Here is a 26,422-nt window from a genome sequence, read left to right as displayed (position 1 = left end):
TTCTATCATACAAGAAAAGGACTAAAATAACTATTTATTTCCAATAAAAGCAAGATTAAAAAAGGGAAATAAGTCTCACATTCCCTTTTTTAATCTTATCTAATCGACTATTTATTTTTCAAATAGTCGATTCCTTTTTCATATTGTGTATCATTGTCCTTTATTAATTGGCGTAAATCTTCAATCACTGCTGTTGCTGTGTCGCCAGAGACTACACCGTTTGCCGCTAGCTTCTGTTCTGTTTGGAATTTTTTGATAGTTGAAACAGTCGTTTCGTCAAGATATCCATCGATTGGACCTGTTTTGTAATTTAACGCATCAAATATTTTTTCGAGGTTTTCAACTTCAGCTGAAACATCTCCTAATTGATATTCTTTTGTGCTATCAATAAGCAATAGTTTGGTGTAATCTGGTAATTCAACTGAAATAGTTGGTTCTACGCCTTTTTCATGAATCCATTTACCAGATGGTGTTAACCATTTGGCAATCGTTAATTTTAACTCACTATTATCTGAGAAACTAGCAACCGTTTGAACCGTTCCTTTACCAAATGTTTTCGTTCCAATAATAGGAATATCAGCAGATTCTTTTAGTGCTCCTGCAAGGATTTCAGATGCACTTGCGCTACCTTCATCAACTAAGAGAACAACTGGCTCTGTGACCTTAAATTCACCCATTGTTTCTTTATCGGCTAGTAATTTAACGGGTTCTTGATCTTTTTCTTGTGTTTGCATGATAACAGAACCATCTTTAACAAATAGATTAGAAATATTCAAAGCACCCTCTAATAATCCACCAGGATTTTGTCTAACATCAAAAACAAAGGATTTCGCTCCCTGTGCACGCAATTCTTTTATTGCTGTAACTATTTCATCATAAGTTGGATTTGAGAAACTATTGATTGAAATATAGCCAATTGTTTTATTTTCTTTATCTAAATTATAAACAACCGTTTCTACAGGAATCGTATCTCGAGTAACAGAAATTTCAAATTGAATTTCGCCACGTCGAATGGTTAATAAGACCTTAGAGCCTTTTTCACCACGAATAAATGAAACAGCTTCATTTAAAGATAAACCCGTTAACTCTTTGTCATCGGCTTTCAATAAGACATCATTAGGCTTTAATCCAGCTTTTTCTGCTGGAGATCCAGCTATAGGAGAAACAATCATAATGGCATCGCCTTGTTTCATCACTTCAGCACCAATGCCTTCAAACGACGCTGAAATTGTATCATTTAAAGAAGTAGCTTCTGTCACATCTAGATATTGAGTGTAAGGATCGCCAACAGCATCAACCATTCCAGCTAATGCACCTTCAACAAGTTTACTTTCGTCTATATCTTCAAAATATTGACTAAGAAGTTGGTCATATACGGCTTCTATTTTAGAAAGTTCACCTGATTTGATACTCAGTTGTTCTTTATCTGGAACAGTTTGATTTGCTTGTGTTGTAAATAAATACGTTCCACTAATTGAAATAGCGGCAACAACAAACAAAGAAATTAGAAAAGTTTTCACCTTGACATGACTTTGTTTTTTCTTTTCTGGTTCTTCATGCATAGGGTTAACTCCTTTCGAGTTCGTAATAACTATCTTCTCATTTTATTATAAAGCTTTAGCTAGTTTAACTGCTGTTTCTAAAGCTAAAATCATCATATCATTAAACGTTGTTTCGCGCTCTTTTGAAGTGGTTTCTTCTCCCGTTATCAAATGATCGCTGATTGTCAGGATGGTTAAAGCTTTACGGTCGTATTTAGCTGCTAAAGTGTATAAACCTGCAGCTTCCATTTCAACAGCGAGCACACCATAATCAGCTAGTTTCTTTTTATCTAATTCTTCATTGTAAAAACGATCAGCCGATAAAACATTTCCAACTTTCATGCTCATCCCTTTTTCCATTCCAATATCATAAGCGGTTTTTAATAATTCAAAGTCTGCAAGCGGTGCAAAATCAACTTGATTGTGGAACGTTTGACGGTTAATACTAGAATCGGTTGTCGCTCCTTGTGCTAAAACTACGTCTCTTACTTTTATAGAATTTTTCATTCCACCAGCAGTACCAACGCGCATTAAGTTTTGAACATTGTACTTTGTAATCAATTCTTCTGCATAAATCATCATTGAAGGCAGTCCCATCCCAGTCCCTTGCACAGAGATTCTTACGCCTTTATACGTTCCTGTATACCCAAACATATTACGAACGCTGTTGTATTGTTCAACATCTGTCAAAAATGTTTCAGCAATGTATTTTGCCCGTAAGGGATCCCCTGGCAATAAAATTGTTTCAGCTATTTGACCTTCTGTTGCATTAATATGTGTACTCATTATTTATTCCTCCAATTTGTTTTTTTTAGTTTTCTTTTTCTAAATACCGTTCCCATGCTTCATCAAAAATAGCCATTTCTGATATATATTCCCCATTTAATTCTAGGTAGTGACTGATTTCTTGGTAATCTTCTGACTGTTTCGGAAAGCCAACGTCAAGATAGGCGTCATTAGCAAAAAAGGTAATCACATCTTTTTTGTGCGGGTCTCTTTCTGTCATTAAGTAGTGATAAAATGAACTTCGCATAAATCTGTTGCGCTCCTTCTTTTTTGTATTTTAAAGTGAATCCAAAAATGCCTGTAGCTTTTTTTAATTATTTGGTAAAAAAACATTTAAGCGAATATCATCATTTTCTAAATCAATCTTATCTGCAGTAAAATGCATACCATTTTTTAAATAAAATTCATTTAAATTAAAAACAATTATTTCTTTTTCTGTGTCAATAGCAACCCAATTTGGAACTTTCAATTGGGACTTAATCAAATTCATTGCAAAAGAAATGGGTAAATCTAACGCACCCACTGAAATTTTAGTCGCCTTAAACTGCAAGTTGCCATTTTCCATCACAAAAGGGTCTAGAAATAATGAAAAGCCTACATCACGATTAAATAATTGAAAGGTTCCGGATAATTGAGCCTCTTGGTCTAAGATAAAATTAAAAGCTACTTGATTATTTGATAGTTCTTCATCAATATAATTTGTAACCAATTGATTTAAATCTTCTTTACGTGCTTGAATTTGGAAAGTGATTTCTTTTTTTTCAGATTCGTCTATAGTTAAACTGGGCTCACCTTGAATAAAAGGCGTTAACTGAGTTGTTAACCATATAATAATTCCTAATACAATGGATAGCAGCATTAAAAACGCCCATTTCCAATAATTAAGTCTACTTTTTCCATTCTTTTCTTTCATATTAAAATCCTCTCCAGTAATCTTTCATCGTTAATTAACTCACTCTTTATTGTCCATGATAATACGGTATAATTTATCAGCAATCATTTGGTAGCCCTTATCGTTTGGATGAAATAAATCTTCCTCATATAATAAAGCACTTTTATCAGTTTTATCAGACGGATTAGTTAGATTAGAGATACTTGATTGCTCACTGTTATTAAAAATCTTACTTAATGAAAGATAGGTTGCATTATTTTCTTCTGCTACTTTTTTTGTATCGTCATTCCAGGTACGTAGTATGGTCTTCATTTCAGTTATTTCTGGAAACATAGCTTCGAAAGGGTTATACAAACCGAAAACATAAATTTGTGCTTTTGAATTTTGTTTCATTATTTTTTTTAAAATAGTCGATAGATTTTTTTTATATTCTTTTTCTGGTTGAACGAAACTTTTTTGATTGATTTTAAGTTTTTCTTTTTTAAAGGTTTCAATGAGATCATTTCCACCTGCAGTTAAAATAATAATATCAGCTTTTTTTATCTCTTTTTGGATTTCCTTTTCTTGTTCTATTCTTTCTAAAATTTCATCGCTTCGCTCACCAGTAACACCGTAATTTTTTGTTATCACGCTGGCTATTCCCATAGTTTCTTCTAACTGAGTAGCAACTAAGGGAACATATCCGCCATTCTTTGTGCTGTCTCCTACACCTTTTGTCAATGAATCACCAATGGCTAAAAGATGGATTGTTTCTAGTGTAGCAGGACTTTGTTTTGTTGTTACTGTTTCTTTCTTGTCGGTCATTACATTTAAACCTTGAAATACGATAAATGTAACTAAAGTGACGATTAAACACGTGAGCAAAAACGAACGAACGAATTTCATTGGATGATTCACCTCCACTAATTAACAGAATAGTTTTTTCTATTTTACATAATAAATGATAGAAAATGCGCCTGTTCCTGTATGAGTTGCCACACCTGGACTGGTGTGGCTAATGGTCATTGGAACGTCTGGCATAGCAAGCTGGAAGCTTTCTTTCAATTCATTGGCATAATCAAAATCACCAGCATATGAAAATGAAATTTCTGCTAAATTTTTTGTTTTCATAACCGTTTCTTTAACCGTTTGATTGAATTTATTTATAGACTTCATTCCGCGACACTTAACACGAGTCTGTAAGTTGCCATCTACCATTTCTAACATTAATTTTACATCTATTAAATGAGAAACGACCCCCATTACGCGGCTAACTCTTCCACCCTTAATTAAGTTATCTAAGGTTCGGATACAGATAAATAAACGCGTATATTGTTTTACTCTTTCGATTTCAGCTAAAATAGCGATTTCATCAGCGCCGCTTTTTGCTAATCGTGCCGCTTCAATAACCTGAAAGGAAAGTCCACGATCAGTAAATGTACTATCCACAACAGTAACTTTTGTATTAGTCATTTCAGCCGCTTGTCTAGCTGCATTGACTGTTCCACTAAAAGCTTCCGTCATATGGATAGAAATAACTTCCCCGCCATTTTCTCCAAGCTTATCGTATAGTTCAATGAATTTACCAAGTGGTGGTTGACTTGTTTTTGGTAGATGAGCAGATTTCTCCATTAATTCCATAAACTCAACTTTTCCAATATCTACTCCGTCAATATAAGTTATGCCGTCAATTAAAATATTTACTGGTAAAATGTGTATATCTAATGCTTTAATTTCATCTGAACTTAACTGAGCAGACGAATCAGTTACTATCGTTATTTTTCTCATCTTATTTTTCCCATCTTTCTACATGCAATTTCTTTTGCAACCGTGATATAATCAAACCATCTTTTTTCTTTTTGTTCAGATTGTGTTTCTAATAACTAATAGGTAGTACACATAAAATAGTATAACAGATTCTCGATTCTTCGTATACTTATCTGCGAAGGTTTTATTAGAGAATAACGTAAAATAGGAGGCTAACTTAATGAATGAAAAAAGCATACCAAATCAGACTCATTTTTCAAAAAGGTATTTAATTATCAATGAAGTTTTCAACGCGATTACGCACGGAATTGGCCTTGGTCTAAGTATTGCAGGTTTAGTGATTCTTTTGTATAAGGTTGCTAATAATGGGACCGCAATTGAAATGTTTTCTTATGCTGTTTATGGTTCGACGTTAATTCTGCTCTACCTTTGTTCAACTCTTTATCATAGTTTAGCGTTTACACGCGCTCGAAAGCTTTTTAAGGTATTTGACCATATGAGTATTTTTCTTTTAATCGCAGGAACCTATACCCCTTACATCCTTATAGCTATTGGCGGATCTTTAGGATGGACTTTGTTTGGTATTGTTTGGAGTATTGCCTTTATTGGAATCCTTTATAAGGCCTTCTGGATCAATCACCTTCAAAAATATTCAACGTGGTTGTATATTATAATGGGATGGATTTGTGTTTTTGCTTTAAAACCTATTTATATAGGTTTAGGATTCAATGGGTTTTTATTGTTGCTCTTAGGTGGGCTTTCTTTTACGATTGGCGCTATTTTTTACAGCTTAAAAAATGTACGATTCATGCATATTGTCTGGCATTTATTCGTATTAGCAGGAACAATTTTCATGTATTTTTCGATACTCTTTTATGTTTAATCTTTTTCGTAACAGTTATAAATAAAAACAGGCTACTCAAAAATGAGCAGTCTGCTTTTGTTATTTTTTATTAAAGGTTTCAAAGTCATGTGGGTATTTATTGCGGTCATCCATCAGGCCAACTTGAGAATCAGTTAGTTTCCATTTATCCCAATCAATCACTGGAATAGTCGTATCGCCTTCAAATTCAGCATGAATAACAGTCCGATATAAACTATCTGCGAAAGGTAGAAAAGCTTCAAAAACAGCTGTTCCACCAGTAATAAAGGTATCATTCTCGTATTGTTTAGCGAAAGTCATTACTTCATTAACACTATGCATGACCATGACACCATCTGCTTGATAATTTTCGTCAGTGGTTAAAATAATGTTTACTCTATTCGGTAAAGGACGTTTATTCATTCCTTCAAACGTCTTTCTTCCCATCACGACAGCTTTTTCTTGCGTCATTTTTTTAAAATATTTTAAATCATTTGGTAAGCTCCAAGGAAGGGTTCCTTGGTTTCCAATTAGTCCATTTTCGTCTTGCGCCCATAAAAATGCAATCATTTATATCCCTCATTTTTCTACTAGTTTTAAACAGCGATTGGAGCTTTGATACTTGGATGTGGCTGGTAATCTGTTATTTGGATATCTTCCATTTCAAAATCAAAGATACTTGTTTTCTCAGTGTTTAATTTCAACTTAGGAAAGGCTTTAGGTTCTCTTGCTAATTGTTTCGTCATTTGCTCCAGATGGTTTGAATACAAATGTGCATCCCCTAGCGTATGGACAAACTCACCTACTTCTAATCCTGTTTCATGCGCAATTAGGTGAGTTAATAAAGCATAGCTTGCAATGTTAAATGGCACACCTAAAAAGATATCCGCGCTTCTTTGGTACAACTGACAGCTTAATTTTCCATTTGCAACGTAAAATTGAAATAGTGTATGGCAAGGAGGAAGCGCCACTGTTGGTACGTCTTCCGGGTTCCACGCCGTTACAATTAATCTTCTAGAATCAGGATTCTTTTTAATCATCTCGATAACATCTTTTAATTGATCAATCGTTTCTCCTTGTGACGTTTTCCAATTGCGCCATTGAGAGCCATAGACATTGCCTAACTCCCCATATTGTTTGGCAAAGGATTCATCTTCTAATACTCGCTGACAAAACAAATCCTTTTCAGATTTGTATACACGGTTAAATTCAGCATCCTGTGTCGCTCTTTGTCCAAAGTTAGTCATATCTGGACCTGAATAATCTTCGCTCTGTACAAAGCGCTCAAAAGCCCATTCATCCCAAATATGATTATTGTGTTGCAAAAGATAGTTAATGTTGGTATTGCCTTTTATAAACCATAATAACTCACTTTTGATTAAACCAAAAGGTAGACGCTTTGTTGTCAATAAAGGAAAACCTTTTTGAAGATCGAAACGCATTTGATAGCCGAACAAGCTTTTAGTTCCTGTTCCCGTTCTATCTTGCTTTAATACGCCTTCTAAAAGAACTCTTTCTCCTAAATTTAGATACTCCGTTTCCAAAATAATTCCTCCTGGCTGTTTTAATTGTTTTCAAATTGACTGAGATATTCCCATCTTGTCATTTTTTCTCCAAGTGTCTTCTCAAGAGAAGAAAGCTTTTCTTGTAGTTCTTGTAAATAAGCCGAGTTACTTCCGTTCTCACTCATTTCTTTTTGAACAGCAACAATCTCCGTATCCAAATCAAGTAATTCTTGCTCGATACTATCCCATTCTTTGCGTTCTAGGTAAGTAAACTTTTCTTTGGATTCTTCTTTTTCAACGGCTTTATTAGAGCCGGTTGTCTCTTTATTCGAACCTTTATCAGAAGATCTCTTTTCTTGGTATTCCATTTTTTCTTCCTCTTCTTCAGCGATATAATCTGTAATAGTTCCAAAATAAGGGATAATTTTTCCTTCCCCTTCAAAAATCAATAACTTTTCTGCTGTTTTATCTAAGAAATAACGGTCATGTGAGACAGAAATAACCGCACCTGGGAACGTTTCAATGTAATCTTCTAAAACAGTCAATGTCGCAATATCTAAGTCATTTGTTGGCTCATCTAATAACAGAACATTTGGTTTTTGCATCAATAATTTTAATAAATACAATCGTCTTTTTTCTCCACCAGATAATTTGCCAATCAATGTACCATGACTTGATTTTTCGAATAAGAACTGTTCTAACAAATTGGTTACACTAATGCGTTCACCATTTGACGTCTCTACTTCTTCACCGATTTCTTGTAAAAATGAAATGACTCGTTTTTTAGGGTCCATTTCTTCAGTCATCTGTGTATAGTAAGCAACTTTTACGGTCTCTCCAACGACAAGTTCACCTGAATCTAATGAGATACGTCCAGCAAGAACATTTAATAGCGTTGACTTTCCTGCACCATTTTTCCCACTAATACCAATTCGATCTTTTGCTTGAATCAATAAATTAAACTTCTCGATAATAGGATGTCCAACAAAAGTTAATGAAGCGTCTCTTAAATCGAAGACTCGTTTACCAATCCGCGAGCCTTCTAAATTCATTTCAACTGAATCGTCTACGTTTGATTGTTGTAAGTTTTCTTCTAAATCAGAAAAACGATTGATTCTAGCTTGTTGTTTAGTTGAACGAGCTTTAGCTCCCGTTCGCATCCAGGCTAACTCTTTTGTGTATAGTTGTTTTCTTTTATGATCTGCACGAATAGAAGCTTCTTGACGTTCTGCTCTAGCTATAATGTAGCTTTCATAATTACCAGAATACATGATGGCTTTGCCATGAGACAATTCAATCATACGGTTTGCAATGCGATCTAAGAAATAGCGATCATGGGTTACTAAGAGCAACGCACCGCGATATGAACTTAAATAATTTTCTAGCCACGTGATGGTTTTGAAATCTAGGTGGTTTGTTGGCTCGTCTAAAACTAACAAATCAGGCTCTTGTATCAATACTTGAGCTAAACCAACTCGTTTTCTTTGTCCACCAGATAATGTTGCAATCGGTTGTTCTAAATCAATAACCCCTAATTTACTTAAAATCGTTTTAGCATTTGTTTCAGCTAACCATGCATCGTGATCATTCATGGCTTGTTCTGCTTTAGTATAGGCCTTTTGGTGTTTTTCATTCATTGCATCTAAGATCAAGTTTTCTAAGGCTTTTTCATAATTTCTCAACGCTACTAAGACAGGAGTATCTCCTTCAAAGATGGTATCAAAAACCGTTAGTTCTTCGTTGAATTCTTGTTCTTGCAACAAATAGCCCATTGTGTATCCTTTTGGTGTTTGAATCTCACCTTTTTCACCACTATCTTTCCCTGTGATGACGTTTAATAAATTACTCTTACCAGTCCCATTTACTCCGATTAACCCGACTCGTTCTCCAGTTTGAATTGAAAAATTAATGTCATCAAATAAAACCTTTTCTCCATATGTTTTTGTTAAATTAACGACTTTCATTTCTTTCATATTTAATCTCCACTTTCCCATAGTAAGCACGCATTTTTTTAAATCTGTTTCATTCTAACACAAAAGCCACTTAGAGACTTCCTATTATTTCAAATGTATTCCTTAAATAGGGATAAATCCTCGTAAATCAAATCCAATAGTTTACGATTATAAAAAATCGCAGCAGGATGAAAGGTTGGAAAGATGCGATATTTTTTTTCAGTAAAAGAAAAAGTAGTTGCATCGATTGAGTCCAATGCTAGTATGGGACCTTCGTATAATTGGCCATGAACCTGCATGATTTTTGCTTGTTTGCCGATTAATCGTTACAAACCAATATTGCCCATCGTTAAAATAATAGGCGGATCGGTTGTTTTAATTTCACTATCTAGTAATGGAGCGTGAGCTATAATTTCTTTTTTAGTTGGTGGTCGATTGTATTTTCGGATAATTTTTTCGTCAGTTTTTTTATCTGTTTTTTCCTTTTCCATAAAAGGACGACTTCTAAAGGTGCTCGTTATAAATACGTCTTCTCGAGTAACGTTTAAAAAATCAAAAAATGTCATTAATTCCTTTCCAGCTCGGCCAGTGAATGGGATACCATTAAGTGATTCTACTTCCCCAGGTGCTTCACCTAGCAATAAAAAACATGGCTTCACTGGGCCAACTCCCAAGACAAAGCCTTCGACTGGAAAATCTTTACTTCTTTTTTTCACTAGTTCTATTAAGGACTTTGATAAAATAGTTTCCATACTTATCCCTCCTTTATTTATAGATTTTTTCATTCATTTGTAAAAACATTAAAAAATAACATAAAGAGATGAGCTAGTAGATTTCTTATTTTTCATTTTAATGACTTATTTTAATAGATAATCTTATCGTTAAGTCTAAAATAAGTGTTTTTTATACACAAGCTTCAAAGCCATTTTTTTCATTTTTAATTATATAATGGATAGCTAAAAAAATTAATGCGCTTCGTTACTAGTAAAACTTTACTGGATAAGAAATCTAGCGTTAACAATTGTTGACGAAAGCAGTTAACATTCCTATAATGGTATTAAGCCACTACTTTTTGTTTCCTCTTTATTATTACGCATAAGTTGGCTAAATATTGTCGAAAAAATAATTAAGGAGGACTGACAAATGGAAAAAGGAATTGTGAAATGGTTTAGTAACGAAAAAGGCTACGGTTTTATTGAATACAATGATCAAGATGATGTTTTTATCCATTTTACAGGAATCGAAGGAGACGATGTTAAAACATTGTCTGAAGGTCAATCCGTTTCGTTTAGAATCGTTGAAGGAACAAGAGGTCCACAGGCTACCGGTGTTGTTGTTATTGAATCTCTTTAAATTTTTAAACAAACTTTCCATTTCAAAAAAAACGATACCCTCTTTTAAGGTATCGTTTTTTTACTCTTTAGGCTGTCGTTCATTTTTATTGAGAAAAAGTGTTTTTCCCACTTCGAATGTTGGCACATGTTCTTGAAGCAGTGATACGAACTTCTTCTTATTTTTTTTATTCATATAAAAAATTAATGGTTCTTTTATAGTCTTTATTTCAAGCTCAATCAGACGGTGATTTGAAAAAAATAACTGCGTAACCTCTGATATAGAATAGCTTTTCTTTTTCATTCCTCTAAAATAGCGAATAGAAAGAGTGTCTTTTGTCATTTTTAGAGCGGAACCCAATCCAAAATACAAAAATAAAATCCAAAAAAAAACTCCAATAAAACTAAAAATAAGGCGTTGCTTTTCTAAAAAAAAAATCAAGCTTAAAAAAAGAGCAAGCCAGCAAATTGACCAATAAATTAATTGAAATGCCGGTTCTAAAGAAAGCCGGACTTTTGACGTTTTCACTTTATTCATTTTTCATCCTCTATCTCACAATAGTTATTTTAAATGTATCATAGCATAAGATTAAAAAAAAACAACTAATACGCTGAAAGGACAAAAAGACATGTTAAGAATGTATACAGACGCTTCAACTAAATCAAATCCCGGGCCAAGTGGAGCCGGTGTTATCATTATTGGTAATGGAATTCATATCCAATTATCCTTTCCACTAGAAAAAGAGATGAGCAATCACCAAGCAGAATTTGATGCTGTTTTATCTGGTTTAGGCTATTTAATTGCTAACCAATTAACGCATCATGAATTAGTTATCTATTCAGACAGTAAAATCGTCGTTTCTGCTATTGAACGTAACTATGTAAAAAATACCCTTTTTAATGAGTATCTGTCTGCTATTCATAGACAACTGGAACTTTTTCCATCTTTTATTATTCAATGGATTTCAGAGAATCAAAATAAAGAAGCTGATCACTTCGCCCGCCAAGCTCTACATAAACGATTGAAAAAGTGGTCGTTCTATCAAAAAAACGAAGAAGATTAAAACCTACTCTTCTTCGCTTCATTAAGGTAATTTATTTAGTTACGTGGTACACGTTTCGGGCGCGTTCCCCAATATTGGAATAAATCCGTTCTTAGCGCACCATTGTATAGTTTACGCTTTTTAGTTGCTCGTTCTCCGTAAATAGATTCGAACGTTAAATCACTTGTTATAATGTATTTACTCCAAGTTTTTAATGGACGGTACACTTGCCCCATTTGCTTATAAAGTGCTTGTATTTCCTCTTCCTCACCTAGTCGTTCACCATAAGGAGGATTAGCTAAAATAACACCATACTCTTTTTCAGTAGTGAAATCTTTTAATTGCATTTGTTTAAAAATAATACTATCGCCAACACCGGCTTCGATAGCATTTTGTTTAGCTATTTCAATCATTTTAGCATCAATATCTGATCCCATAATATCTAGTACAACCTCATGATCAATTGCGGCTCTAGCTTCAGAACGAACAGTGTTAATAACTGCTGTATTGAACCATTCCCAATCTTCAAATGCAAAGCCTCTACTAATTCCAGGTGCAATGTTTCGCCCAATTAATGCTGCTTCAATAGGAATTGTCCCAGAACCACACACTGGATCGTAAAACGGACGATCTTTGCGCCAAGTTGTTAAAGAAACCAACGCGGCAGCCATATTTTCTTTCAAAGGTGCGCCACCTTTTGCGATTCGGTATCCACGTTTAAATAAACTTGATCCAGTTGTATCTAGAGTTAATGTAACTTTATCTTTTAGCAAAGCAACTTCTAGTTGATACAATGATCCTGTTTCAGGCAATCTTGTTTTTCGATGATAAACCGCACTTAAGCGATCTACAATAGCTTTTTTTACTAATGCCTGACAGTCAGATACACTATATAATGTTGACTTGATTGATTTTCCTGCGACAGGAAAGTTAGCATCCATTGGCAGTAAATCTTCCCATGGCAAAGCCTTTGTTTTTTCAAATAATTCATCGAACTCAACAGCTTCAAATTCACCAACGATAATCTTAACCCGGTCAGCAGTTCTTAACCAAACATTTGTTTTCGCAATATCTTCTTCTGTTCCATTGAAAAACACTTTCCCATTTTCTACTTCACACTCGTAACCCATCGTGCGTAATTCTTTTCCAACTAATGCTTCTATACCGCTAGCGGCAGTTGCAACCAGTTTAAATTGCTTCATTTTATTTGCTCCAATTCTTTTTTGTTTGTTTTTTATACACATTAATAATAAATATAAAACCCTCCAAAAAGGAGGGTTTATACCTGAATTTGTAAATTTCTGTAAGCCATGTTCTGTCTCAGATAACCTGTCAGGGTCATATTATCCGGAGGTAATTATCTGTCTGCAATTACTGCCTCTTCCATCGGTTCAATTCCCTAGGAAAAGTGCCCCTACCAAAGTTTGGGTTGCTCGCTCGAGGGGTTTACCGCGTTCCACCAATGCCGTTTCCAACATTGCTTCGTCACTGTGGCACTTTCAAGAATACTCAGTCATAGTTTTAAAAAACCTTAGACTTTTTTTCTGCCGTCACTTTATCTAAAGATAAAGGCCTTAGCTTATTGTTTCGCTAAGCACGAACACTACAAGCGTCGCAGCTTGTGCGAGCATGGACTTTCCTCAATCTAGTTAAGCTAGACTGCAATTACCCGAAATTTACAAATAGTCGTTGAACTTGTTCGTTAATTATCTTCATCATGTTCGTCTAGTTTCGAACCAAAAACATGTCTTTCTAGATTAGACAAACGTTTTAAGATATCAAAATTTGTTACGGTGTTACTTGGTTGTGCTGAATAAGTGGGTTTAGTTAAAGTAGCTTGTTTGGTTAGTTCGTCTACTTTACTTAGTAACCGTTCATTTTCAGCTTTTAACTGCGTAAGCTCTTTATTATATAATTCATAATCACGAATCACATCATCTAAATACTCATCTACTTGCGTAGGGTTATATCCTCGCAGACCCGTTTTGAATTCTTTTTGCAAAATATCTTTAGTTGTCAATATTTTATCTGCCATGACTACACCTCTTTTAACTTTCATTGATAATACGGTATTATCTTTTAATGGCCATAACGTTATTATAGCAAAGATAAGTAAAAATATAAACTACTATTTATTTAATTTACACTATCCGTTTTAAATTAGCTATTAAAATTTATTTGCTCCTTATTCCTCTATAGCTGTATTTTGCAGTTGATCAAAATCAATTAAGCGACAATCGTACTCACCCGCCCTTTGTTTTTTTAAAATAGCTTGATAGATCCATTTTGTTTTCCCTTCATTCTCTGGATCATAAACCAGTAACGCTGCTTGAGTTTTTTGAAGCAAAAAAGATTGATGATTTTTTAATTGACTTGGATCTTTATAAGGTTGGTGGGAAACAGAATCTGTAAAGTCGACTGTTTTTTTTAATTGTATCAAGGCCATTTGATTTTTTTCATTCCAATTTGAGCCAAATTCAGTAAAAGGAAAGATGATGCCTTGTTTTACTTCCGGATAATCTATTTTTAATTCTTCAACAACTTCAATCGTCCATTGTTCGACACCAAATTGTCCAGTAGTTAGTACCCACTGAACGCCTTCTTCAATATAAGCTTTGATTTCTTCTTTTAAACATTTTTTTATAATTGCCACCTTTGGATCATCGTCTTTAAATATACCTAATTCAAACGATCGATAGCCGCTAACTAATAAATTTATTGCCACGCAGTCTCATTCTCCTTTTCTTTCAAGTGTAGTATTTGATATAATGAATCACAGGAGTGTGATAGGTTTGATTATAAGGTACCCTAATGGCACGAGTTACTCTCATGATGCCGAAAAAAACAGTAAAAAGCAATCGAAAAAGAAAGAGATATCCTTTAGTAAAAGAGGGATGACTTTAGAAGAGGAAATAAATGAAAGTAACGCGTATTACCTAGCCCTTAGCAAGGCTGTTATTCACAAAAAGCCGACTCCTGTGCAGATTGTTAAGGTTGATTACCCTAGAAGAAGCGCGGCGGTTATAAAAGAGGCCTATTTTCGTCAAGCGTCTACTACAGACTATAATGGTGTTTATAATCGCTTTTATTTGGATTTTGAAGCGAAAGAAACAAAAAACAAATTGTCTTTTCCTTTGAAAAATTTTCATCAACATCAGATTTCACATATGCAAGATTGCCTCAAGCAGTCAGGTATTTGTTTTGTGATTTTACGCTTTTCATCTAGCAATAGACTCTTTATTTTAGAAGCAAGTCATTTAATTACCTATTGGGAAAAACAAAAAAAAAATGGTCGAAAATCCATCCCTCTAAAAGACCTTGAAAAAATAGGTTACGAGATGTATTATGGGTTATCGCCACGAATTCCTTATCTAGCTATTGTTGATCAATTGATTGCTAAAGATAATGAATGAGAATAAGTAGATAATAGAAATAGAAATTTAAGGAGTAGAAAGATATATGTCAGAGAAAAAAGAAAATATGTCACGAGTCTCTAAAAAACAATCTGAACAGAAAAAGAGCTCTAAACCAACGAAAAATAAAAAACAGGTTTCTAAGATTACATTTAAAAAAATTCTGTGGATTGCTTTAGCTCTTGTAGCAGCTATTTTCATAGGGAGTGCTGGTTTATTTGTTTATTACGTTAGTTCAGCACCAGATTTAACTGAAAAGGATATTACCGGTTCAATTTCATCTGATATTTTAGATGATAAAGGAAATGTTATTTATACTCTGGGAGGACAAAAGCGTGAAATTGCTACGGAAGATCAAATTCCACAAGTTTTAAAAGATGCGATTATTTCTATTGAAGACCAACGATTTTACGAACACAATGGAATTGACCCGATTCGTATTGCTGGTGCTGCACTAGCTAACATAACCGGTGGTTTTGGTTCCCAAGGTGGAAGTACAATCACACAGCAACTCATTAAGTTATCCGTTTTTTCTACAAACAAAGCCGATCAGACTTTGAAAAGAAAGGCTCAAGAAGCCTGGTTAGCATTAAAATTAGAGCGTGACTATTCCAAAGAACAGATTCTTACCTTCTATATTAACAAAGTCTATATGTCTGATAATAACTACGGGATAAGTACGGCTAGTAACTATTATTATGGTAAAGAACTAAATGAAATAACTTTACCAGAAGCAGCAATGCTAGCTGGATTACCACAATTGCCTAACGCTTATAATCCTAAAACAAATCCCGAACAAGCTAAAAAAAGACGAGATTTAGTATTAGATATGATGGTAGAAAACAATAAGTTATCTGCTGAAGAAGCACAAAAAACAAAAGTAGTTCCTGTCGAAGAAAACCTTGTTAGTCTTACTGAAGAACAATCGAATGATTTGGTTTTTGATTCTTATTTAAAAGAAGTTATTTTAGAAGTTGAAGAACAAACTAAATTAAATCCTCATACAGCGGGTTTAACAATTCAAACTAATTTGGATATGGATGCACAAAAAAGATTGTTTGATATTCTAAACTCAGATGAATACGTCAATTTTCCAGATCAAAATCTACAAGCTGCCGTATCCATGGTTGATGCTAAAACCGGACAATTAAAAGCAATTGGTGGCGGACGAAATCAGGAAGTAAGAATGGGTACGAATCGTGCTGCAGATATGAATAGAAGTATTGGTTCCGCAATGAAACCTCTTTCTGTTTATGGTCCAGCAATAGAATATTTGAACTATTCCACCTATCAACAAGTCGTTGATGAGCCGTATGAGTATAAAAGTGGTGGCTCTCTTTACAACTATGATAGAAAATATCTAGGCCCAATTACTATGCGAAAAGCTGTTATTGATTCGCGTAACCCTCCAGCTGCTAAGACCCTTCAAGAAGTAGGTTATGCTGATTCGACTTCTTTCTTAAAGAATCTAGGTATTGATCCAACTAAATGGAATAATAATACTGGTTTAGTTGAATCTAATGCAATTGGTGGAGAAGTTACGCCAATTGAACTTTCAGCTGCTTATGCTGCTTTTTCAAATGGGGGAATATACACTAAACCCTATACGGTTTCAAAAGTCACCCTTCAAGATGGTGAAGAAATTGATTTAACTCCGAAATCAAAGCAATCTATGAAAGATTCAACCGCATATATGATTACAGACATTTTAAAAGATACAGTTAATTCTGGTTCGAACCAAAACTTGGTACCCATTCAAGGTGTACCACAAGCTGGAAAAACTGGAACAACAAACTATACTGATGAAGAAAAAGTAAAATACAATATCCCAAATGATGGTGTTCCAGATTCTTGGTTTAACGGTTATTCAAGCAATTACTCTATCGCAGTTTGGGTAGGATACGATAAAAAGTTTGAAGATGGAAATTGGTTAAGTACTAGTTCTCAACAACTGCCAAGAAAAATTTATCGCTCATTAATGTCTTATGTTTCTCAATCTGTTGAGAATACGGACTGGAAAAAACCTTCTTCAGTTGTTGAGGTTGCGGTAGAAGATGGATCAAATCCAGTAAAACTTCCAGGACCAAATACGCCTATTGAAAAAATTGTTAACGAGTTATTTATTAAAGGAACACAACCAACCGCTATCTCAGCTGCTTTTGGTGAAGAATTAAAGGCCCCAAGTGGCTTAACAGCAAAATACAATAAAGAAAAAGATGAAATTACGGTTAAATGGGATAAATATGACACTGCTAATAAAAAAGAGACTGTTAATTATCTATTGACGATTGCTGGTCAAACAGTTGAGACAAAAAACTTATCTTATATCGTTCAAAAACCTACTGAAGGAGAAATCGAAATAACCTTAGCTGTTAAAATCAAAGATCAAGTTAGTTCAAAAATTGCGGTAACTATCACTGTTCCTTCAAAAGAGGAAGAAAAAGATAGTAGTTCTAAAGATAGTTCGTCAGAAAGTTCAGAAGAGAGTTCAGAAGAAAGTTCTATAGAACTTTCTAAACCAGAAAGTAGCTCAGAAAGTCAGGTCGAATCGGAGATTCAAAGCAGTGTAGAAAGTAGTTCTGCGCTCCAATCTTCGAAAAAACCAGCAGCTAATTCTGCTAATTGAGGATCTTCTATTGCTAAATAAAAAATAGTAGCCTCTTTTCAAACTAAAAATAGACTACGTCACTTTATGCCAAAGGTGACGTAGTCTATTTTTAGTTTAGCTCTTAATTTAAACCTAATAATTTTAAACAAATCGTGTGATCGTGATTTCTAGCCGTACATTGGTAGCGACCAAAAAAAATAAGACGATGATGAGCAATACTCCACATTTCTGAGGGTAACTTTTTCATTAATACTTCTTCTACTTCACGAACAGAGGCGTTCATAGAGCAAATACCCAATCGTTTACTTACTCGTTCTACGTGTGTATCAACTGCTATTGCCGGAACACCAAAGGCAACACTTAATACAACATTAGCAGATTTTCTACCAATTCCAGGAAGAGATTCTAGTTCTTTTCTTGTATGAGGAACCTCACTATTGAACTCTTCAACCAATTTTTCACAACAACCTTTAATATATTTTGATTTATTTCGGTATAAACCAATTGTTTTTATTTTATCCATAATATCCTCAATAGATGCTTTCACAAAGGCCTCTGGAGTTGGATAAGTAGCAAATAATAGTGGCGTAATTTTATTAACCGAAATATCAGTTGTTTGTGCACTCAACATAACAGATATCAACAATTCAAATGCATTATCGCTTACTAGCTCACATTCTGCATCTGGAAAAAGCTCTCCCATCGCTTCAATACACTCAATTGTTTTCTTTTTACTTAGCAAATTCAATCCTCCTTTTTATTAGTTTGAATCATTTAGCCAATTGTGGAGCGGCACTTTCATCGTCGGTTTCTTTTCCGTTTGACGTTTGGTTTCTGGTTTATTCACTTGCCTACGACTTTGTGCTTCTTTTTCTACTTGAGCTTTGGAACGAATATTCTTGCGTTCCCAGTTTAATAATATTCGATCAACGTATTTTAAATTATAAACTTGGCTCAAGACGGCTTCTCGTAAAGCCATTTCGATTAACTCAGCAGAATAGTGATCATCGTCTAACCACATTCCTATCGTTTGAATTTCAATTGGTGAGAGAGCTCGACCGAATTCAGATTCAAAACGTTGAAACAACTCTTTTTCATCTAGTTCTTTTTCTTCGCTTTGAATTTTTTTATGCGTTTGCACTAATAATAAAGCTAGTTTATCCCAAAGCAAAGAAAGACTATATTGATCATTCGTTTTTCCTTCAGCATTTTTTTCGGTTTCAATGGTTAGCACATTTTTTTGGATTAAATCATGGATACCTTGAAAAATATCTGCAGATGAAACACCCATTCGTTTGGCAATTTCTTCTGTATCAGGAAAAAATATTCCACTATCTATAAATGATTTTAATTGCAATAATAAAACTAATTGTTCATTAGTTAAACCAATATCTCTGTATTTTTTTAAAAGAATGTTTGAAATAGTTGTATTACCAGCTGCTAACCATTCTTTTAAAAGTTGATTATCCATTTTATCTCACTCTCCTAATTCTCTTTCATTTCGTCCTTTTTCTTATCTAAGAATAGGTGCGCATTATCTGATAAAAGACAGTGACTTAAGTTTTCTTAAGTCACTGTCTTTTTTTAATTTATGGGTAAATACGGTTTAATAAACGTGGGAATGGAATAGATTCGCGGATATGTTCTGTGCCGCAGATCCAAGTTACAGCTCTTTCTAATCCTAGTCCAAAACCAGAATGTGGAACGGAACCGTATTTACGTAAATCTAAATACCAAGCATAGTCTTCTTGGGTCAACCCAAATTCTTCTATACGTTCGGTTAAGGCTTCAAAATCAACTTCACGCTCACTGCCTCCGATAATCTCTCCATAGCCTTCAGGAGCAATTAAATCAGCACACAAGACCACATCATCGCGATCTGGGTGAGGTTTCATATAGAAGGCTTTAATGGCTTTAGGATAGTTTAATATGAAGACTGGCTTATCAAATTGCTCAGCAATAAACGTTTCATGAGGTGAACCAAAATCATCGCCCCATTTAATCTCATCAAAACCATTTTTATTTAATAACACTATCGCATCATCGTAAAAAATTCTTGGGAATGGCAATTTAGTATAATTTTCTAAGACTTCTCTATCGCGTCCTAAGACACCCAGCGAATGATCACAATTATCTAAGACACTTTGAATGATATAAGCAATATATTTTTCTTGAACTTCTAGACTTTGCTCGTGGTCCATAAAAGCCATCTCAGGCTCCATCATCCAAAACTCAATTAAATGACGACGTGTTTTAGATTTTTCTGCACGAAAAGTTGGCCCGAACGAAAATACTTTTCCAAAAGCCATTGCTGCGGCTTCCATATACAATTGGCCACTTTGCGATAAAAAAGCTTCTTCATCAAAATATTCTGTATGAAATAACTCTGTTGAATCTTCCGCTGCATTGGCTGTTAAAATAGGTGGATCAATCTTAATAAATCCTTCTTGATTGAAGAATTTATAGGTCGCTAAGATAATTTCATTACGAATTTGCATAATGGCATGTTGTCTAGTTGAACGTAACCATAAGTGACGATGATCCATCAAAAATTCTGTTCCATGCTCTTTTGGTGTAATAGGATAGTCATGGCTTTCACCAATCACTTCAAGGTTTTTAACAACAATTTCATAGCCAAATTTTGAACGACTATCTTCTTGTATCGTACCAGTAATTAAAATAGACGTTTCTTGATTTAAACCTTTCGCTAATTGAAAGACTTCTTCTCCAACTTCACTTTTCACTACAATTCCTTGGAAAAAAGCTGAACCATCGCGTAATTGTAAAAAAGCTATTTTTCCACTTGAACGCTTATTCGCTACCCAAGCACCTATCGTGACTTCTTTTCCTACATTATCTTTAGATTCTATAATTGAAATTTTTTTCACAGTTCTAAACTCCTTTAATGTCATATCAATCTATTTTCGTTCTCTTAAATGATACCTATACTACTTAAGTATAACTAAATTTACGTAAGTTAGCATTAAAAATCAATAAAATTTCTTAATTCTTTTATTTCTTCTATTCGTTTAGTTTAAATATTTTTAATGTCTTTAAGCCAGTTGCCTTCTTTAGCAGATAATATATAATAACCTAACTTTCCATTATCTTGCTCATACGTTACTTCCCAAACGGGCACCCCTTCTTCCAAGCCAATACGAGTTTCTAATATCTGTTTAGGTTTTAGTTCTGTTGTGGCTATTTTCTTAGCGACACTTTCACTAATAAATTCACCCGGATTTAGAACAACGACTTTTCCGCCATCCTGTTCAACGATTACGATAATAGGTTCTTCTTTTTCATTCATACCAGAAACACTAAAATAAGATTTTTTATTGTTGTACCAGTAAAATTTTTCTACCGTTACTAAATCAGTGCTTTCTTTAGCAATGTTTATTGCTTCGTCTCTAGCTTGCATAAAAGGTTGTCTACTTTTCATATAAATAAAAATAGAAAAGATAATCACTCCTAGTACAATCACCAAGAGACTAATTAGGCCTTTTTTCATTTCATCCCCACTTTAATTAGTTATTTACTTTATTATTCGTTTCATGTTCGTTAAGAAAAAGAGCAATTTTATTCTTTAGTTCTTCTTTTGAGACGATTTCTTTTGTTAAATTATCTGGTAAAGAACTCATGATCTTATTGCCATAAGAGGCCTTAACTAACCGGTCATCTAAAACAACCATGATGCCCTTATCCTTTTCTGAACGAATCAAACGTCCTAATCCTTGTTTCATCCTTAAAATAGCCTTAGGAAGAGCATCAACGATAAACGGGTTCAATCCCTGTTCTTCTAACCAACGGTATTTCGCTTTAACCAACGGGCGTTCAGGAGGCTCAAACGGTAAGCGAGTGACGACGATGACTTTCAATGATTTTCCTGGTAAATCGACACCTTCCCAGAAACTATCCGCTCCCAATAAAATACCACCAGTCGCATTGAAAAATCGTTTTAACATTCGGTCTCGACTACCTGAAATTCCTTGCGCTAATAACTCTCTTCCCAAAAGCGAAGGCTGTTGTTGAAGCAAATCATAGACCTCTTGTAAGGTTTCATTTGCGGTAAATAAGACAATCATATTTTCGTTGGTCGTTAGAGCTATTAACTCTAAATAATCAACAATCATCTTAGCATACTGTGCTTTTGACAACTGCTTGATAGGCTTTAAATCTGCTGGAATATAAAACCTTGCTTGGTTTTTATAATCATAAGGAGTGGCAATAGATAACTTACGCAAATGAGATTCACCCAATTGACTTTCAAAATAATTGAAGTCTGAATCAATAGACAGCGTTGCACCAATATATAAAATAGAATGCTTTTTTTCTACTAAATATTTTTTTATAAACAAACTACTATCAATGACAGATTGTTTGATCATAAAACTATTCTTAGGGTTTTTTTGTTTAAACGAAAACCAAATTAGCTCATTCTGGTTGGTTCTTTGAAATAATCGAATAAAACTATTTTTTTGCTCTTCTATTCTAGTTACCAAATCTAAAAAGTCATCTAATAAGTGCCTTTCTAAATAAGTAAACGATTCCCTTTGAGAGGAATTTAGATAGGCAATATTGTGGCCAAAAAACACTAAGTCGTTTAGTACGGTACTGATTTTTTTAGTCAGTTTTTTTAATTCTAAAGGCCACTTTTCTGTTTTGGTAAATGGCAAATCTACTTGATCCGTAACACTAGTTGTATCCATTAGTTCTTGTTGGGTATACAACAAGATAGCTTCAAAAAAATCAGAGAGTGCCTCTTCTAATGTTAAGACACTCATTTCTATCAATCTGAGCTGTGATAGATTAATCGTCTTTATTTTTAAGCTTAGTTGGTTTAATTGACTTATCATACTTTTATCATCAGAAAGTTTCCCGATTTTTTTTAGCAACTTTTGATTAGTGTAATAAGAAAAACTATCACTAGCGGTCTCTGCAGCTACGTCTGGCAAGTGATGAGATTCATCAAGGATAATTCGTTGTGAGGCCGGTAAGATAGGCTCTTCACGTTTCAAATCATGAAATAAAAAGGCGTGATTCGTGATAATCATACTAGCATGCTTGATTTGCTCCTTTGCATGCAGGTAAAAATCTTGCTCAAAAAATGGATCTTGCGGACAATTGTCCGTCCATCCCCTGTGACGCACTTTTTCCCAAAAAGGCTGTAAATAATTGGTTAAGTTCAGCTCATCAATATCCCCTGTGACTGTTTGGGTCAACCACGTTAGTGTGCGCATTTTTAATAGGGTATCAGTTAAATTCTCATGTGGCCCCTTTAAAACTTCCTGAAACTTAGACAAATGCAAATAATGGTGTTTACCTTTCACAATAGCTGCATGCACTGTGAACGGCACAATTGAGTTTAGTTGGACGATATCTTTTTCGATTAATTGTTTTTGCAAAAGTGTCGTGTAAGTACTAATAATAACTGGATTTTCGGGCGTTGCCAGATAAGATATAGGCAATAGATAGCCCAGCGTCTTACCGATTCCAGTAGCTGCTTCGATGGCAAAATGATCTGAATGGGATTCAAAAAAATACTGATAGACCTCATCCATTAAAGTGTTTTGCAATGTCCGAATAGTTAAATGATTAAGGAATAATTTTTCTTTGTCCACAGTACTAATTGGATAGGTCGACCGAACACGGTGGGAGTTTTGCTCCATGTTTACCTGTTTTTTACGCAAAGCTAAGCCTTTTTTAACAACTAACGTTTCAGGCAATAACTGGTGTTCATTACGCATTTCATTTAATCCATCTTTAAAAAATAAATTTGTATTCATTGTACAATGTTCAGCCAATTCAATTAATTGCTCGATTGTTATTAGCGGAAACTGTTTTAATTTTTTTTTCAATAGTAAAAATAATTCTGCTGTGACGTAAGCATCACTATCGGCTTGATGAGGATTTTGATGTGAGAAGTTAAACGTCATAGCTAAATCATTGAGACGAAAGCTTGGCTCTGTCGGTAAGATAATCTGTGCTAATTCTACTGTATCAATGCCTTTATTTCTTAATGAAGGCATGCCGCATCGTTTCAGCTCTTCATTTAAAAAACCATAGTCAAATTGAATGTTGTGCGCGACAAAAATACATCCTTCCAATAAATTGAAAATTGTTGGAGCAACATCTTCAAAATAAGGTGCGTTTGCAACAGTTTTATTTGTAATTCCTGTTAATAATTCAATTTTTTTAGGTATATTCGCCAAAGGATTAATATCAATAGCAAATTGCTGGACAATTTTATCTTCTTCTATCAATACGCAGCCAAATTGAATAATACGATCTCCATTTGCTACGTTGCCTCCAGTTGTTTCAATATCTACAACTGCGTATGTAACTTTTTCCTTCACTTTAGTCACCTAATTCTCATTTCTTAATAATAAATCTCTTTGTCTATCATACTATGAACCATTTAAAAACACAAAAAAACTACGACCTTTTATAGTCGTAGTTTTTTACTCTTTTATTTACCTGGATAAACTTCTTGAGCTGTTTTATTTGGATCAATCACTATAAACAAATGTCCATCTTCAGAAATAAGTCCTGTTTGGTATTCATTGTCATTCCCATCAACATCACCAGCTAGGTATGGGAAATAAACTCGGTCTTTTTCATTTACTTCAGTTGCATCTTTATCATTTGGTATAGCATAAAGAATATCCATTTTTTCAATATCTGGTTGTTTTGTTATTCTTTCAAACATTCCTAGTTCTAAACCGCCTAAGTTAATATCTGCAGAGTTTACTTGATCAGCATTTGGGAGGATTTCAATTTTTAAAGATTCACAAGGATAAATCTCTTCTAATTCACCGTCTCCAATACGGCCAAAACTTTTACTAATTTGCTTGATCCATAAATCGCCAATGTATTCTTTTTTAATTGTCCATGTTTCACCATTACGCAAGTAAAACTTTAAAGCAGTTACTTCTTTTTTCATAATTATCTCTCCTTTGTTTATGATTGTACTCTTCGAGCACTTTCATTTTATCATAAACTATATGAAAAGAAAACGTTTCTGTTATTTATTTGTGATAGAATTCACAGTATCTATAATTATTTAATAAACAACGTTATATCTAAATCATTTTTAATCCATTCTTAAAAAAGTCATTAGTTAAAAAATAATCTTTTCTTATTTTTTAAATGAGTGAATCTTTTTTAGTTAATAAAAGCGAGTATTCAAAGTTGGGCGAATACAGTCCAACGTCTAATAAAATATCTCTTAGTCTACTAGTATGGTTTTGGGAGATAGCAACTTCAAGCTTATAAATAAAAAAAACTTTTTTATTTATAAGCTTATCTTCGTACCTTAAGAGAAGATAATTCTAGTAGTTGTATGCTAAAATAAAGACAATTACTATTTAAAAGAGGTGTACTTATGCAGGAAAATAATAATAAAAATACGAAGACCGATAAAGATAGTCGCTTTATTCATTTCTGGGGTGGTAAAAAATTAGTTTTTACTTTAGTCATATTTATTTTAATTGCTCTTCTTATCATGCTTTTTAACCAAGTCTCTTTTATCTTTAAGCCATTGCAAATTACTTTTAGTACGATTGTCGCTCCTTTGATTCTTGCGGTAGTCTTTTATCATTTACTAGATCCCTTGATTTCTTGGATGGAAAAACGAGGTCTCAAAAGAAAATTTGGTACAGCAATTGTTTTTGTTCTTTCAATAGTTTTAATTGGATACGGAATCATTCTATTAGTTCCTATTTTATCCGAACAAATCAGTGAATTTGTTTTAGCCTTCCCAGATTACGTAGATGCATTGAAACAGCGGTCGGAAGAAATTGTTTCTGGAAGTATATTTGAAAGTTATTATAAAAATGCTATGAATAGTTTAGATAGAATCGTCGGAGATGTCCCTGCAAAAGTGATGGATTGGGTTGGAAGCTCTTCTCAAGAAATCGTTAGCGTCTTTTCGACGATATCAACAGTTGTATCAGTTATTGTTACTTTCCCAGTTATTCTCTTTTTTATGCTAGCAGATAAAGGAAAGTTTAAACCTTTTATGATGAAAATTATTCCTCCTATTTTTCGTGATGCTATTCAAACAGTCTCTACGCGTATTTCAAGTGTTGTCAGATCCTACATTCAAGGAGAAATTATTGTCGCTCTTAGTTTAGGCGTTTTATTATTCTTTGGGTATTTAATTATTGGTTTAGACTATGCCTTTGTTTTAGCAACTATCGCTGCTATCACAGCTATTGTACCTTTTATTGGCGCAACAATTGGTATTATTCCTGCCTTAATTGTCGCTGCTTTCACTTCACCTGGCATGCTATTAAAAATGGCTATCGTTTGGGGAGTAGGTCAGTTTGTCCAAGGAAATATTATTGAACCAACCATTATGGGTAAAAATCTGAAAATGTATCCCTTAACTATTATCATTGTTTTGTTGGTAATGGGAAATATTTTTGGAATCATCGGAGTTATTTTAGGTGTACCTTTATTCGCAATGATTAAGGTCATACTAGAGTATCTATTAGAACAGTTTAAAAAACGGTACAACCGTTACTTTTCTGAAGTAGCTGGTCCTTATGATGTTGATCGTGATTTAGCCGGTGATACTACCCACTATGACGATGTTGGCAATGTTGAGAAAGATTCTTCTGATGAATCTAATGAGAAAGATAAAGAAAACGATTCTGAGTAACTAGTAGTTGTTTGAATTGAAAAAAATAAAGTTAATAAAAAGCGTCCTTACTTTCAGTCAAAGTCAATAAACTGTGAGTAA

Annotated in this window: 26 protein-coding genes and 1 other RNA gene; 6 read left to right on the top strand and 21 right to left on the bottom strand. The window is 34.0% G+C overall.

Annotation, left to right across the window (positions count from 1 at the left end; all coding sequences use genetic code 11):
- Positions 1–107: 107 nt before the first annotated feature.
- From B9Y54_RS08960 to B9Y54_RS08935, 6 genes are all read right to left on the bottom strand, one after another.
- Positions 108–1,562: a S41 family peptidase gene (locus tag B9Y54_RS08960; protein WP_085559931.1), complete on the bottom strand. Its 1,455-nt coding sequence runs from the start codon at positions 1,560–1,562 to the stop codon at positions 108–110.
- Between the two features lie 45 nt (positions 1,563–1,607).
- Complete coding sequence (deoD, locus tag B9Y54_RS08955; protein ID WP_085559930.1) at positions 1,608–2,327, bottom strand: purine-nucleoside phosphorylase; 720 nt, start codon at positions 2,325–2,327, stop codon at positions 1,608–1,610.
- 25 nt (positions 2,328–2,352) lie between these two features.
- Positions 2,353–2,574, bottom strand: a complete 222-nt coding sequence (locus tag B9Y54_RS08950) for a YozE family protein (protein ID WP_085559929.1) — start codon at positions 2,572–2,574, stop codon at positions 2,353–2,355.
- Between the two features lie 63 nt (positions 2,575–2,637).
- The gene (locus tag B9Y54_RS08945) at positions 2,638–3,240 is read right to left on the bottom strand and encodes a YpmS family protein (protein ID WP_085559928.1); all 603 of its coding nucleotides are present in this window, start codon (positions 3,238–3,240) and stop codon (positions 2,638–2,640) included.
- Positions 3,241–3,279: 39 nt separating this feature from the next.
- Positions 3,280–4,104 (bottom strand): DUF459 domain-containing protein, encoded by an 825-nt coding sequence (locus B9Y54_RS08940; RefSeq protein ID WP_085559927.1) that lies wholly within the window; start codon positions 4,102–4,104, stop codon positions 3,280–3,282.
- A 39-nt stretch (positions 4,105–4,143) separates the two neighbouring features.
- On the bottom strand, positions 4,144–4,986 hold the full coding sequence (locus B9Y54_RS08935; RefSeq protein ID WP_085559926.1) for a DegV family protein: 843 nt from the start codon (positions 4,984–4,986) through the stop codon (positions 4,144–4,146).
- A gap of 199 nt (positions 4,987–5,185) precedes the next feature.
- On the opposite strand from B9Y54_RS08935, the gene trhA reads away from it, so the two are divergent.
- A complete protein-coding gene (gene trhA, locus B9Y54_RS08930) occupies positions 5,186–5,848 on the top strand; it encodes a PAQR family membrane homeostasis protein TrhA (protein WP_085559925.1) in 663 nt (220 codons plus the stop codon).
- A 60-nt stretch (positions 5,849–5,908) separates the two neighbouring features.
- On the opposite strand, the gene B9Y54_RS08925 is transcribed toward trhA, so the two are convergent.
- The 4 genes from B9Y54_RS08925 to B9Y54_RS08910 form a co-directional block, all read right to left on the bottom strand.
- Entirely contained in the window at positions 5,909–6,397 is a 489-nt protein-coding gene (locus B9Y54_RS08925) for a dihydrofolate reductase (protein WP_085559924.1), read from the bottom strand.
- A gap of 26 nt (positions 6,398–6,423) precedes the next feature.
- Positions 6,424–7,371 carry a thymidylate synthase gene (locus B9Y54_RS08920; RefSeq protein ID WP_085559923.1) on the bottom strand — a complete coding sequence of 316 codons (948 nt, stop codon included), beginning with the start codon at positions 7,369–7,371 and terminating at the stop codon, positions 6,424–6,426.
- A gap of 20 nt (positions 7,372–7,391) precedes the next feature.
- Entirely contained in the window at positions 7,392–9,305 is a 1,914-nt protein-coding gene (locus B9Y54_RS08915) for an ABC-F family ATP-binding cassette domain-containing protein (RefSeq protein WP_085559922.1), read from the bottom strand.
- A 305-nt stretch (positions 9,306–9,610) separates the two neighbouring features.
- Positions 9,611–10,036 (bottom strand): uracil-DNA glycosylase family protein, encoded by a 426-nt coding sequence (locus B9Y54_RS08910; protein WP_338061317.1) that lies wholly within the window; start codon positions 10,034–10,036, stop codon positions 9,611–9,613.
- A gap of 391 nt (positions 10,037–10,427) precedes the next feature.
- Between B9Y54_RS08910 and B9Y54_RS08905 the strand changes: the two genes are divergently transcribed.
- Complete coding sequence (locus tag B9Y54_RS08905) at positions 10,428–10,637, top strand: cold-shock protein (RefSeq protein WP_085559921.1); 210 nt, start codon at positions 10,428–10,430, stop codon at positions 10,635–10,637.
- Positions 10,638–10,697: 60 nt separating this feature from the next.
- Here the strand turns inward: B9Y54_RS08905 and B9Y54_RS08900 are convergent, their stop codons facing one another.
- Positions 10,698–11,153 (bottom strand): EbsA family protein, encoded by a 456-nt coding sequence (locus B9Y54_RS08900; protein ID WP_085559920.1) that lies wholly within the window; start codon positions 11,151–11,153, stop codon positions 10,698–10,700.
- Between the two features lie 91 nt (positions 11,154–11,244).
- Between B9Y54_RS08900 and B9Y54_RS08895 the strand changes: the two genes are divergently transcribed.
- On the top strand, positions 11,245–11,679 hold the full coding sequence (locus B9Y54_RS08895) for a ribonuclease HI family protein (RefSeq protein ID WP_085559919.1): 435 nt from the start codon (positions 11,245–11,247) through the stop codon (positions 11,677–11,679).
- Positions 11,680–11,714: 35 nt separating this feature from the next.
- Here B9Y54_RS08895 and B9Y54_RS08890 read toward each other — a convergent pair whose 3' ends face one another.
- The 4 genes from B9Y54_RS08890 to B9Y54_RS08875 form a co-directional block, all read right to left on the bottom strand.
- On the bottom strand, positions 11,715–12,860 hold the full coding sequence (locus B9Y54_RS08890) for a THUMP domain-containing class I SAM-dependent RNA methyltransferase (RefSeq protein WP_085560555.1): 1,146 nt from the start codon (positions 12,858–12,860) through the stop codon (positions 11,715–11,717).
- 97 nt (positions 12,861–12,957) lie between these two features.
- Positions 12,958–13,335: RNase P RNA component class B (gene rnpB / locus B9Y54_RS08885), an RNA gene on the bottom strand.
- 25 nt (positions 13,336–13,360) lie between these two features.
- The gene (gene gpsB / locus B9Y54_RS08880) at positions 13,361–13,693 is read right to left on the bottom strand and encodes a cell division regulator GpsB (RefSeq protein WP_085559918.1); all 333 of its coding nucleotides are present in this window, start codon (positions 13,691–13,693) and stop codon (positions 13,361–13,363) included.
- Between the two features lie 150 nt (positions 13,694–13,843).
- Positions 13,844–14,383 (bottom strand): SLOG family protein, encoded by a 540-nt coding sequence (locus B9Y54_RS08875; RefSeq protein WP_234987886.1) that lies wholly within the window; start codon positions 14,381–14,383, stop codon positions 13,844–13,846.
- Between the two features lie 67 nt (positions 14,384–14,450).
- On the opposite strand from B9Y54_RS08875, the gene recU reads away from it, so the two are divergent.
- Both recU and B9Y54_RS08865 read left to right on the top strand, forming a co-directional pair.
- On the top strand, positions 14,451–15,071 hold the full coding sequence (gene recU / locus B9Y54_RS08870) for a Holliday junction resolvase RecU (protein ID WP_085559917.1): 621 nt from the start codon (positions 14,451–14,453) through the stop codon (positions 15,069–15,071).
- 46 nt (positions 15,072–15,117) lie between these two features.
- Positions 15,118–17,697 (top strand): transglycosylase domain-containing protein, encoded by a 2,580-nt coding sequence (locus B9Y54_RS08865; protein ID WP_085559916.1) that lies wholly within the window; start codon positions 15,118–15,120, stop codon positions 17,695–17,697.
- 103 nt (positions 17,698–17,800) lie between these two features.
- Here B9Y54_RS08865 and nth read toward each other — a convergent pair whose 3' ends face one another.
- The 6 genes from nth to B9Y54_RS08835 form a co-directional block, all read right to left on the bottom strand.
- Positions 17,801–18,421, bottom strand: a complete 621-nt coding sequence (nth, locus tag B9Y54_RS08860) for an endonuclease III (protein WP_085559915.1) — start codon at positions 18,419–18,421, stop codon at positions 17,801–17,803.
- An 18-nt stretch (positions 18,422–18,439) separates the two neighbouring features.
- On the bottom strand, positions 18,440–19,150 hold the full coding sequence (locus tag B9Y54_RS08855; protein WP_085559914.1) for a DnaD domain-containing protein: 711 nt from the start codon (positions 19,148–19,150) through the stop codon (positions 18,440–18,442).
- 118 nt (positions 19,151–19,268) lie between these two features.
- Positions 19,269–20,567 carry an asparagine--tRNA ligase gene (asnS, locus tag B9Y54_RS08850; RefSeq protein ID WP_085559913.1) on the bottom strand — a complete coding sequence of 433 codons (1,299 nt, stop codon included), beginning with the start codon at positions 20,565–20,567 and terminating at the stop codon, positions 19,269–19,271.
- A 146-nt stretch (positions 20,568–20,713) separates the two neighbouring features.
- Positions 20,714–21,187 (bottom strand): cell wall elongation regulator TseB-like domain-containing protein, encoded by a 474-nt coding sequence (locus B9Y54_RS08845; protein WP_085559912.1) that lies wholly within the window; start codon positions 21,185–21,187, stop codon positions 20,714–20,716.
- Between the two features lie 16 nt (positions 21,188–21,203).
- A complete protein-coding gene (gene dinG / locus B9Y54_RS08840) occupies positions 21,204–24,041 on the bottom strand; it encodes an ATP-dependent DNA helicase DinG (protein ID WP_234987885.1) in 2,838 nt (945 codons plus the stop codon).
- 104 nt (positions 24,042–24,145) lie between these two features.
- On the bottom strand, positions 24,146–24,619 hold the full coding sequence (locus B9Y54_RS08835) for a hypothetical protein (protein ID WP_085559910.1): 474 nt from the start codon (positions 24,617–24,619) through the stop codon (positions 24,146–24,148).
- A 441-nt stretch (positions 24,620–25,060) separates the two neighbouring features.
- Between B9Y54_RS08835 and B9Y54_RS08830 the strand changes: the two genes are divergently transcribed.
- Positions 25,061–26,341: an AI-2E family transporter gene (locus tag B9Y54_RS08830; RefSeq protein WP_085559909.1), complete on the top strand. Its 1,281-nt coding sequence runs from the start codon at positions 25,061–25,063 to the stop codon at positions 26,339–26,341.
- The last annotated feature ends 81 nt before the right edge of the window (positions 26,342–26,422 follow it).

It is taken from the genome of Carnobacterium iners (assembly GCF_900177385.1).
GTDB lineage: Bacteria > Bacillota > Bacilli > Lactobacillales > Carnobacteriaceae > Carnobacterium_A > Carnobacterium_A iners.
Note: the sequence above shows the minus strand (reverse complement) of the source record. Positions and strands in the feature narration are given on the sequence as shown.